The 12019-nt window shown below is 42.3% G+C and carries 6 protein-coding genes; 2 read left to right on the top strand and 4 right to left on the bottom strand.

The window, feature by feature from the left end; translation table 11 throughout:
• Positions 1-15: 15 nt before the first annotated feature.
• The 4 genes from Cop2CBH44_RS16060 to Cop2CBH44_RS16045 are packed head-to-tail and all read right to left on the bottom strand — an operon-like array spanning position 16 to position 8857.
• Complete coding sequence (locus Cop2CBH44_RS16060) at positions 16-1650, bottom strand: RagB/SusD family nutrient uptake outer membrane protein (RefSeq protein WP_200755209.1); 1635 nt, start codon at positions 1648-1650, stop codon at positions 16-18.
• A gap of 26 nt (positions 1651-1676) precedes the next feature.
• The gene (locus tag Cop2CBH44_RS16055) at positions 1677-4823 is read right to left on the bottom strand and encodes a SusC/RagA family TonB-linked outer membrane protein (RefSeq protein WP_074024280.1); all 3147 of its coding nucleotides are present in this window, start codon (positions 4821-4823) and stop codon (positions 1677-1679) included.
• Positions 4824-4874: 51 nt separating this feature from the next.
• Complete coding sequence (locus Cop2CBH44_RS16050) at positions 4875-6968, bottom strand: T9SS type A sorting domain-containing protein (RefSeq protein WP_200755208.1); 2094 nt, start codon at positions 6966-6968, stop codon at positions 4875-4877.
• Between the two features lie 17 nt (positions 6969-6985).
• Complete coding sequence (locus Cop2CBH44_RS16045; RefSeq protein ID WP_021929210.1) at positions 6986-8857, bottom strand: heparinase II/III domain-containing protein; 1872 nt, start codon at positions 8855-8857, stop codon at positions 6986-6988.
• Between the two features lie 398 nt (positions 8858-9255).
• Here Cop2CBH44_RS16045 and Cop2CBH44_RS16040 point away from each other — a divergent pair, with 398 nt between their 5' ends.
• Together Cop2CBH44_RS16040 and serC are read left to right on the top strand one after the other, a co-directional pair.
• Complete coding sequence (locus tag Cop2CBH44_RS16040) at positions 9256-10464, top strand: T9SS type A sorting domain-containing protein (protein ID WP_200755207.1); 1209 nt, start codon at positions 9256-9258, stop codon at positions 10462-10464.
• A 365-nt stretch (positions 10465-10829) separates the two neighbouring features.
• On the top strand, positions 10830-11897 hold the full coding sequence (serC, locus tag Cop2CBH44_RS16035; RefSeq protein ID WP_044230468.1) for a 3-phosphoserine/phosphohydroxythreonine transaminase: 1068 nt from the start codon (positions 10830-10832) through the stop codon (positions 11895-11897).
• Positions 11898-12019: the final 122 nt, after the last annotated feature.

Here is a 12019-nt window from a genome sequence, read left to right as displayed (position 1 = left end):
ATATACTACTTTTTATTACCACGACGGATTTTGTTTCAACAATCTGTTCAAAGACAATTCCTTGGCAGGAATAGGCTGCAAAATATGCTTTTCCGAAACATTACGGAACCCTGTTACACAATACGACGCAGGCTTATAATTCACCTCTTTCACATCAGCCATATCCTGTTCTATATCATCAGCTACCTCATGCATACGCTCCACGAATATCCCCCAACGTATCAAATCACCCTTGCGCAACGACTCAAAGCAGAGCTCTCTCGACCGCTCCTCACGTACAATTTTCTGGAAAGACCGATAGTCCAATCCCCTTACATCATATTTATCCACATCTACAGCACCCTCCATCAACTTGCCAAAAGCTCTTCTTCTCACCTGGTTTATAGCATTATAAGCAGCCCCGGTAGGCATTTTGAACAATTCATTCTCAGCCTCGGCATACATCAACAACACATCCGAATAACGCAACAGCGGATAATTGATAGGAGTATTATGCGCTGCCTTAGGAACCAACGTCTCCATCTCCCGACGGTACTTACCCAAATAACGACGCCAGTAACTCTCCGGAGCATGATACACCTTGACTGTATGATACTTACTGTTATCTTTCTCATCCGGAGTAGAAGAGTACGTAAACGGAGCAATGTTCCAATCCCGTCTCAACGTGTCATCCTCCTCATATATCTTATAAAACGTTCCCGTCGCTGCATACATTCCTCGGGCTATCCCTATTTCCGAATCATAATCATTATTAATGCCGTTCATACCGCCGATTATCCCGGTCTCGCCATACGCATCAGACAGATTGCCCCAAAACTCGACCTCCCAAATACTCTCTTTCGTATCATACTTATCCTGTGCAAGATTGATAAACACTTGCCGATAATCAGGATTCAGTTCGTGCTTAAACTCTGTATCTTCCATTACTTTTTTACACCAATAGCGGGCATCCTTGTATTTAGTAATATCATTGACCGGCTCGCCTGCCATATACAGGCAAACCCTCGCCAATATACCTCTCACGGCCGATTGTGTCACTCGTCCGGCATGATTGACATCATTCAACGTAAACACCAGGCCCTCCGCCATTTTCATATCTTTCAAAATTTGAGCATAAACATCTGCCGGAGAAGACTGAGGCACACTCATATTCTCAGGTACCAGTGTAGGTTCCAGTACCAACGGTACACTGCCAAACGTCTGTACCAACAAAAAATAGAAATATCCACGTAAAAATAAAGCCTCACCTTTGATACGCTCTTTCACCTTTTCCTCCACTTCCGCTTGAGGAAGTTTATAAAGTAACAAGTTCGCTCGGCCTATCCCTTTATACAAAATCGTCCACAAATTAGAAACACCGGCATCACTTGCCGTATGATTATAAATAACAGGCCCATAAGTATATGTACTCCTGAAATAATAGGACTCATCGGCATCATTACCCAGCCCCACCACATAATTATTGCCATAAAGATAAGTATCTCCCAGTGTTGAATACACTCCCGTAAGAGCCGCCTCCAGATTCTTCTCCGAATTATAATACGTATCCGGATATAACATATTCTTAGGCTCTCGCTCCAGAAAATCACTACACCCCAAACCGGCCAATCCTATTACCGAAGCTAAACTAATAATCCATATCAATTTCATAATATGACTCCTTATATATATCATTATTATAATCTTATACGAAAACCAAACGTTACAGTCTTTGCCCTTGGATAAGCACAAAAATCAAAACCCGAAGTCAAGACACTGTTCAAAATAGAAACTTCCGGATCCAATCCCGAATAACGAGTCCAAGTAAACAGATTTTGTGCGGCAATATTCAAATTTATGCTGCGCACCTTTATCTTTTTCATCCACCTCTGCGGCAAATCATACCCCAACTCCAATGTTTTCAACCTCAAATACGAGCCGTCCTCAAGCGTACGGTCAGATATAAAACCCTGAGGCCCTGCCCCTTTCGTCTTAAACAACGTATTAGACGGATGGTCGGGAGTCCAGCGCTCCTCATAAGACTTATACTGGTTTATTCCTACCTGAGCCGTACCATTTCCTTCAAATATCAACCGATTAGCATTAAATACCTTATTGCCATAAGACCACTGCAACAATACATTCAATGTAAAAGTCCCTATCCTGCGGGTCGAATAACTAAAATCATTTGTAAAACCTCCCGTATGTTTAGGATGAGGAGACCCCAGTATTACCCGATCATAATCATTTATCGTACCGTCTCCGTTTATGTCCTTGTATTTAATTACCCCGGGACTCACATCCGAACTCCCGTTATCTGCTACTCCCGGATTCAATACATAAATCCCCTCCGTCAAATTCCTGAAATCACTCGTCTGATATATCCCGTCAAAAATAAAGCCATAAAACAATCCCATCGGTTTGCCCACTTCCGTAATGTACATAGGCGTATTGTTGTAAGTCGTTTGGAAACGGGCAAAATCCAGACGGTTGTTCTGATCATTGTTCAATTTCAACACTTTATTCCGATTAAAACTGATATTAAATCCTGACTTCCAAGCAAAAACAGGAGTCTTGATGTTCGTACTCTCAAACGAAAACTCCCAACCCGAGTTTCTCACCTTTCCAATATTCTGCATGGCATACGTATATCCCGTACTGGCGGGAATCTGAGAGTTCAGCAACAAATTATCCGTATATTTATTGTAATAATCGACTGTAAAGGAAATTCGGTTATTCAATATCGAGAAATCGATACCCGCATCGAATTGTTTTGTCTCTTCCCATTTCAATTTAGGATTGGCCAATCTCGAAGTTCCCACGCCCAACGACGGAGTCTGGTTACCAAAAGAATAATAATTTTTTATTCCGGAGTCCAGCGAAGCCATATAATCATAATTGCCTATACGATTATTTCCTGTCACACCATAACTCGTTCTCAGTTTCAACGACGAAATCTGAGGTACATACCTTAAAAACTCCTCCTCTGCGACATTCCACGATGCTGCTACCGAAGGAAAATATCCCCATTTATGCCCTGGAGCAAATTTAGAAGAACCATCGGCACGCATCGTTACTGTAAAGAGATATCGCGAGTCATAAACATAATTGGCGCGTCCATAAAAAGAAGCCATTGTATAATCACCGTAAGAATAGGAAACCCCGTTTGCTACCCCCATACCCAAACCATAAATACCCAACTCATCATAAGGGACATTAATGGCCGTCATACCATCCGATTTGGTAACACCCAACTCAAACGACGCTCCACCTACCACGTTCAAATGATGCACATCTCGTATCTTCCTATCGAAAGTTATCGTATTCTCATTAGTATATATCGTACGTTGATAATGCGACACACTGCCCCATTGTCCTTTTGTATTGCGATTATTATACGGACTTCCATTTATTGTATTGCTGTTATTAAAATTCTCCGTAGACTCTTTTCTGTTATTTACTGCCCCCCGCACATTTATCGTCAGATAACCGGTCGGTTTGTACTCCATATATGCTGTTACCCTCAAATCGTCTCTGATTTGTTCTCGAAACTCGTTCGAATTGGAAAGTACCGGATTGATACGAAAATCATTATTCGAATACATGTCATCGTCCACCAATAACTCCTCCAAATCTGAATTAGGACTATACGGACGATACGCCCATACCCGGTATAGCAAATTAGTAATTGTCGTTGAACTTATTCCCTCCGATGAAATCAGCTGTCCGTAATTTTTATTATGGCTACCCGTCACATCGACACCTACTTTGAATTTGGAACGAATCATCTGGTCTATACTCGCCCGCCCCCGGAAAGATGAATTTCCCGAATTACTGATAATCCCATCTTGTCCATAATACGAACCAGAAATCGAATAGCGGGTTTGTGGTGTACCGCCTCTTACCGACAAATCATAAATCATCGTCATCGGATTAGAAGCCGAAATCTGTTTCTGCCAATTGATACCCGGCGCATTCCTATAATCTTCCAACGTCTTGCCATCCTGAAAATAAAGCAACCTTGCCCGACTTTCATCATATTCTTCCAAATACTTCACATACTCATAAGCATCCATCATCTCTATCCAGTTTGTCATACGGGGAAAACCTACTTTGGCACTAAACGATACAATAGGTTTACCGACCATACCTTTCTGGGTCGTAATCACAATTACACCATTTGCCGCACGTGAACCATAGATAGCGATTGCCGATGCATCTTTCAACACACTCATCGATTTTATATCCTCGGCACTAAGCGAAGCCGGATCAAAATCTTCCATCGGTATGCCGTCTACGACAAACAACGGGGAATTATTCTGCGTCAATGAATTGGCACCACGAATAATAATACTATTCTCTGCTCCGGGCTGCCCGTCGACCGACGACACTTGTACGCCCGATACTCTCCCCGCCAGAGCCTCGGCAAAAGACCCCACCGGAGCTTTCGCCAAATCTTCCACATTCACTTGTCCCACAGCTCCGGTAAGGTCTTTTTTCGAAACGGCACCATAACCGATAACCACCACCTCGGACAACCGTTTATCCTGCTCGGTCATCTTAACATTGACAACTGTCTTATCGCCTAAAGATTTCACAATCTTAGTATAGCCCAACATTGAAAATTCCAGCCTCTTCACTCCATCCGCAATCTTCAACGAATACCGGCCATCCTTGTCGGTCATAGTTCCGGCATTATCCTCCAAAGCCCTCACGACAACCCCGGCAAGAGGTTGCTCATTCTCATCAGAAACCTTTCCCGAAACCCTCCGCTCCTGAGCCATAGCCGCCATTTGGCAAAACACAAATGCACCCAGTAAAAATATAAATTTGAAATATTTCATCTTCCCAACCTTAAAATTTAACTCTCTCATCTCAATCATCTCCCGACACTATCAGTCCAAAACCAGCTTTTTTACATAACGACCGTCAGCAGAGGTAATGACAACGACATAGACACCTTTGCCATTCATATCGACCCATATCTCATTCTGCATGGAAACTACCGTCTTCAATAGCACTCCTTTCAAATTATAAATCGATACACCGACAGGGCCGGAAAAGTCTGAGACAACACATATTCCTCCCTTGGTAGCCCACACACGACAATCGTCCCGATGTTCCATCCCCACAGAAAGTTCTGGTCCCGGGACGAACGACAGACACTCCATTTTGTCCCCTTTTGCCAAAGCCAAGTACAAATAATACTTTATCGATGCATCCAGATTCTCCAACAATATCCCCTCAGCCACAAAAGGAAACTCCAAATATTTACACTTTTTATCAGGACTTTTCCTTATCAAATCTGCCGTCATTTTTCCATCCGGCTCAGTTTTTAATACATAATAAACCGTAGTTATACTATCCGATGCCACCCGCACGGCAACATAATCATATCCTCCCGATGCTATCGCTGCCTCCGTAAAAACCGGTGCAGGAGCCATTTTCCCCGTAAGTCGCAACGAAGCCGTTATCTCATCTCCTGTACCCGACAATGATGTCATCTCTACCGTAGCTTCCGCATTGGCCTTCCCGTCAAAAGTCACCGTAACCGGAATTCCCGCATTTACCTCATCCGCAGCAATACGATTTTTATCAAGTGTAAAATAAGCAGCATCACCCCTTACCGACAACAGCACATCATTCGCAAGATTAGCTCCCGAAAGCATAAATTGTAAAGACATTCCCTCTCCTTCGCATACATTGAACTCCAGTTCGTCTGTCGACAACAATATTGCAGCATTCTCAAATACAGAACCCCGCAATGGTATTTTAAGCTCGGCTCCCTGAGAAGAAAAACGTACCCTCAACATATCAGAAAATTCACCCGTAATCTCACTGTCGAGTACAACCGTAATCTGTACACGATTACCGCTGAGTTCACTCTTTCCCGCTACCGAAAAAGGAGAAGAATCACCAAGCTCGCAGACAATATTATCGAGACTACAAACAAACCCCAATGTACAGATAAGCTCCATACTCTTAGGCTTATCGACAAGAGTAGCAATCACTATCTCATTCATGTTCAACTCGATAGACAAAGGTTCCCGCCAGTTATGAATCGGCAGCCCTCCATTCAATACAGGGTTCTCAAAATCTGCTTTCCAAGGCAATGACTCCCGATGATTATTCAGCAACTCCACAAACTCCTTCGACCTCATTTCTTCTGCCGTTTTCCTCAACGCCGAGTTAGCATTACTTTCATCCCCGTTTATATAATAGCAATTCGAGACAATAGCCCGAATGCTGCTTACTTTCGTCAATATTCCACCCGTACGGGGACTTTCAGAAACAGACGAAATCATTCCTGACGAATAACAATTACTGATACTGAAATCTGTATTCTGATCCAATTGTCCCAATATTCCACCCGTATAATTATAGCTGGTTACATTCCCGGCAGAATAACAGTCCTCCACCGAAAAAGCCTTTGTAGAACGAAATATTCCTATCAGCCCTCCAGCACTATTATTCGAAGCTGCAACGTCAGCATCGCTGAAACACCCGCTTATCACATGCCCCTCTGTATTGATATAACAACGCCCCACCAAGCCTCCGACACGTTCTTTGCCCATGACGGAACTGTTGCCGGTAATACCCAGATTCAGAATCGTTGCGTTGTAAACGTATCCGAAAAGCCCTACTCCCGATGTGGTCGGCCGGTTTACATAGAGATTGGAAATAAGGTGCGAGTTGCCGTCGAATGTGCCTCTGAAGCTGATATCATCGGATGTCCCTATCGGAGACCACTCCTTCCCCCCGAGGTCTATATCGTTCATAAGTACGAAGTACTGTCCGGTGAAGGTTTCCCCCCCGTTTACCTGCCGGCTCAATAGTGCCAGGTCCTGGGGCGAATGTATCTGCCATGGATTTCTTTCACTGCCATCTCCTCCGGAAAATTCTTCAGAAACTGATATCCCGTCCCAGACAGGAACAGCATACAATGCAGAACAGCACACACTAAAAATAAAAAATAAAAATGTTTTCATAGAACTAAATTTTAAACTCACCAGTTAACCAATTCCTTATTATACAAAAGTCCATTATCCTTCTTCCCCGGCAAAAGACTTACCTGTAATACGACCTTCTCACCCGCAGGCACCTTATACTCAAACCCGACAAAAACGGTATTCTTATTCCCGGCATCCCAGCTATTAGGAGACTTTGTAGACCAGGTACACACTTTCACCCCTTTCGGGTAATCCACCCGCAATACCAGTCTTTTCCCATTCTTTGCTACCAATACAGCCTTACCGTCCCCTATCATCTCAGCCCGACACTCGGTCAGCATGTTCCACCGTACTGTTGAAAGTTCTTTACCACCCTCTATCTCATCACGAACTACCACATACTGATTTTTTTCACCTACAATTGCTACCCCCCTTTTTACTTCCGACACCCGGTCACGATACATATCCGTCAAGTCCGATACGGCAAACATCAATTTATCAGACTCTCCCCAGCGGTCTACCTTAGCGTACCCTTTGACTCTTTGCAATTGATTGTCAAATGTCAGCGTGTTATGAGCCATATTATTATACCTGAATACCTGCCATCTTTGAGAATTCTGTTCTCTGTTCCATATATCCAACCCTTTTGACTCCAAAGACTCATATTGCTGCATCCCAAAATCACAAGCCCAACGTACTCCATCGGCCACCATAACAAAAGAACCGATATCCATATGCGCATGGCTGACCGAAGGCGAGCCTAACTTAAAACCTAAAAAAATAGCTTTCTTATCTGTCCATGACGTCCTCATAAAACAGACCGGAGATTTACCCTGAGCCGTAAACATCTTTTTTTTCGGAGGTAATATCGTACGCTGTTTTATACCATTGGCCCATACCATCAAAGCCGGCAAAAGACGATATCCTCCTAATTTGTTCAATCTCTCCAATTCCCTCTTCTGCATCCACAACAATGTCCCGTCATCATACTTCCGGGCAAACCAAAATAACGTTGTATTCAACCCAGTACGTCCATACTCGTCACTGTCACTATAATTAAAAATATGGTAATCATTCGCAATTACATGTTGCGCATATTCGGCCGTTTGTTTAAATCCCGGAGTTTCGGACAATCCGAAATCCGTACCAAAAGCCTTATCCAAAGCACTGATAAACATTACATTATAAGAAGTTCCATAACTCCAGTACCCCGCACCTTCAGGATAAGCCCCATCCGGAGCATAATCAGCCATATAAATATTATTGACAGACCTGTGCAACATTTCCTCAGCCAAAGCAGGCTCATCCTCCGCTATTGCCAAAGCACCATAAGCAATACCCGTATTACATACCTGGCTCCAATTGTTATGGGCCGTTATAAAATCATTATATCTATCGTCCATGGATGGCTTGATACCTTTTTCAATAATAGCATTCCGCACAATTGATTTAGATTCCTCTGAAAGCCAGTCATATAACCAGTCATAGCCGATAGCTACTCCCATAGTCATCTCACCCACATCCAGGAAATGTGACGGATTCCAGTCTTTAAAAGCAGCAACAGCCAGAAGTTCTTTCTCAGCCCGTTCGGCATACGCTTTATCATTCGTAAGACGATAGGAATAAGATAAGAAAAAAATATTACGCAAAGCCTTTCGTGACACATCGAGCAACCGCCGGCCGACCATAACCCGTTCTATAGGAGGTACGGACAACAACTTCTCACTCTCGGTAAGTATTGTCTCATGTATCTTCTCCCAACAGACATCCGAAGAAATAAAACGTCTGATACTCTGTTCTTCGTTTTTCAATAGCAATATTCTTGGATGCTGGGGCAATCCCCCCAACTTGATACGCCTTATTTCACCAGACACGGGCACCTGTAAAATAGTAAGAAAAGATATTACAATTACAATAAACTTTTTCATAATGCGAATTGAATTTCAAAAATTGTGGACAAATAAACTTTTTACAAAAGTATCCCCCTGATACCATCTTTACGGGATAAGATAATACGATTCGGAGGACAAAAAAATACAAATAGCCCACAATCCTTATTGTCTGAAAAATGAAAATTTCCATAATATTTTCCGAAAATATTTATTGAAAAAATAAAAAAGCATCCTTTGCAAATAATAAAACAAGGAACGAATTTTCCCCAATATAGATAAGGTATAACACAAATATAGAAAGAAACTAATTTGCTTTTTGTACAAATATATCCCCTAATTCGAACACCATTTCCCCCGAATACTTACACCGACCGAATACATTTGCCAATACAAAATACAAACAAACATTTGTCAAATTACTAAAACCAACAATCATGAAAAAATTATTTACTTTTACATTCTTGTTATTGTATGCATTTAGTGTTACAACATTCGCCGCCAGTACTTGGGACGGGATATCAGTTTCTGAAGAATTTTCCGGAGGAGATGGCAGTGAAAGAAATCCATGGCAGATACATTCGCCCCAGGACCTGGCACTATTGAGCCGGCAGGTAAACGGGGGGGAAACCTTCACCGGACAGTACTTCGTACTTATGAACGATATAGACCTCGGGGGGAAGGAGTGGTCTCCGATAGGGACATCCGATGATATCAGCTTCAGAGGCACATTCGACGGCAACTCGCACCTTATTTCCAATCTCTATGTAAACCGGCCGACCACATCGGGAGTAGGGCTTTTCGGATACGTTTACAACGCAACGATTCTGAATCTGGGTATTACCGGCAACAGTTCCGTCATGGGCAAAGAACGTGTCGGAGGCTTGGTGGGGCGTTGTTATATCAATACAGAGGGGCATGTGATAAGCGGGTGTTTCAGCGATGCTGACGTTACAGCTTCAGGAGATAACACCGGAGGCCTCATCGGTATGTTCCGTTCGACCAAAGCTTTTTCAGTTGCCAACTGTTACTCTACAGGAAACATCTCCGGAAAAAACTACACAGGCGGCATAATCGGACGACTCGATGACAACACCGGTTTCAGTATCAGTAATTGCTATTCGGCAGGGAATATTGCCTCCACAGGAAACGACTCTCGCACAGGAGGGATATTGACCAAAGCCAGTAGTGTAAAAGCTACCGTCTCAAACTGTTATTATATAAACGGGGACGAAAATAATGCCAACACTGCTATCAAAAAAACAATAGAAGAAATGAAAACCGCCGAATTTGTAACCGAGCTCAATGCTGAACAAGAATTTCCGGCATGGAAAACAGACCTCGAGTCTGGAAACATAAATGGAGGACTGCCCATACATATCTGGCGAAACGATATTACTACCGATATAAAGAAAAGCCAAACCGCTAATCCGATATACATCTACACACAAGGAAAAGACATCATAATAACCTCGGCATCCGACATACAAACCATACACCTATATAACATCACAGGACAATTGATAAATACTATAGACAAAAACCTGGCAAATACGACCCGGATAAATATACATACCTCCGGAATCTATATGGTTGTAGTGACCGCTAACAACACGAATACAGCACAAAAAATTATCATAAAATAATACATTTGCGACCCCCTCTCTGTTTCGAAAATAGGTGTAATTATAGATAGCAAAACACTGCACCTTTTTTTCGAAACAGGATTAAGCTCGTAATATCCTTATTGCACTCCCCACAGTACGCCACTGACAACAACAACAAAATTTTACGCAAACACACAACTTTTGCCAGTATATTTCATCAAATATTTAAAGGATTGTTCGCTAAAATCTTCACACACTAACAAATAGACAAAAATTACATCAAATTAAATTCAAATTGTAGCTTATTTCTTTGTCGTACACAAAAAAAATATTAATTTCGCATCATTATTACAATATCTGAGAAACAGACAAAAAACAATATAATTAACTATAAAAACGATCAAATGAAGAAGCACAATTTTTATGCAGGGCCTTCTATCTTAAGTGAGTACACCATTAAAAATACAGCTGATGCTGTATTGGACTTTGCAGGAACCGGACTATCACTATTGGAAATCTCCCACAGAAGTAAAGAATTTGTTGCCGTTATGGACGAAGCCAGAGCTCTCGTAAAAGAGTTGTTGGAAGTACCTGAAGGTTATGATGTTGTTTTTGTAGGAGGCGGTGCCAGCATGCAATTCTGTATGGTGCCCTTTAATTTATTGAAAAAGAAAGCTGCCTATCTGGAAACAGGTACGTGGGCTGTAAATGCCATAAAAGAAGCCAAGCTCTTCGGTGAAGTCGATGTCGTTGCTTCTTCCAAAGAAGATAACTTCACATATATCCCTAAAAACTATACCGTACCCGAAGACGCTGACTATTTCCATATCACGACCAACAATACGATTTTTGGTACGGAAATGCGCTATGACCCGGACGTTAAAGTTCCGTTAGTAGCCGACATGTCGTCCGACATATTCTCCCGTCCTATCGACGTTGCCAAGTACGATATAATCTATGCCGGAGCTCAAAAAAATCTGGCTCCCGCCGGAGTAACCATTGCCATTGTCAGAGAAGGTGCTCTCGGACATGTAGAGCGGGCTATACCTACTATGCTTGATTATCGTACCCACATCAAGAAAGGTTCTATGTTCAATACACCGCCTTGCTTGCCGGTATTCTCTGCATTGCAGACACTCAAATATTACAAACAACTCGGAGGTGTAAAGGTACTCGAAAAGATGAACCTTGAAAAAGCAGCCATCTTATACGATGAAATAGATAGGAACAAGCTCTTTAGAGGTACTGCCAAAGAAGAAGACCGGTCTATCATGAATGTATGCTTTGTTATGAACGACGAATACAAAGACCTCGAAACCGAATTTGCCGAATTTGCAACCAGCAAAGGAATGATAGGTATCAAAGGTCACCGCTCAGTAGGCGGATTCCGGGCATCTATATACAATGCGATGCCGAAATCAAGTGTAGAAGCTCTTATCGAGACAATGAAAGAATTCGAAAAGAATCACTAATTTTCTAATACAGTACAATACAATTAGAGAGTTGTCTCATAAACCAACGCCATTATACGTTGTTTTGAGACAACTCTCCGCTTTTAAAAAAAACATCACATCTGCCACTGTTTAGCCGAGTG

The sequence above is a fragment of the Coprobacter secundus subsp. similis genome (genome assembly GCF_015097275.1).
GTDB lineage: Bacteria > Bacteroidota > Bacteroidia > Bacteroidales > Coprobacteraceae > Coprobacter > Coprobacter secundus.
Note: the sequence above shows the minus strand (reverse complement) of the source record. Positions and strands in the feature narration are given on the sequence as shown.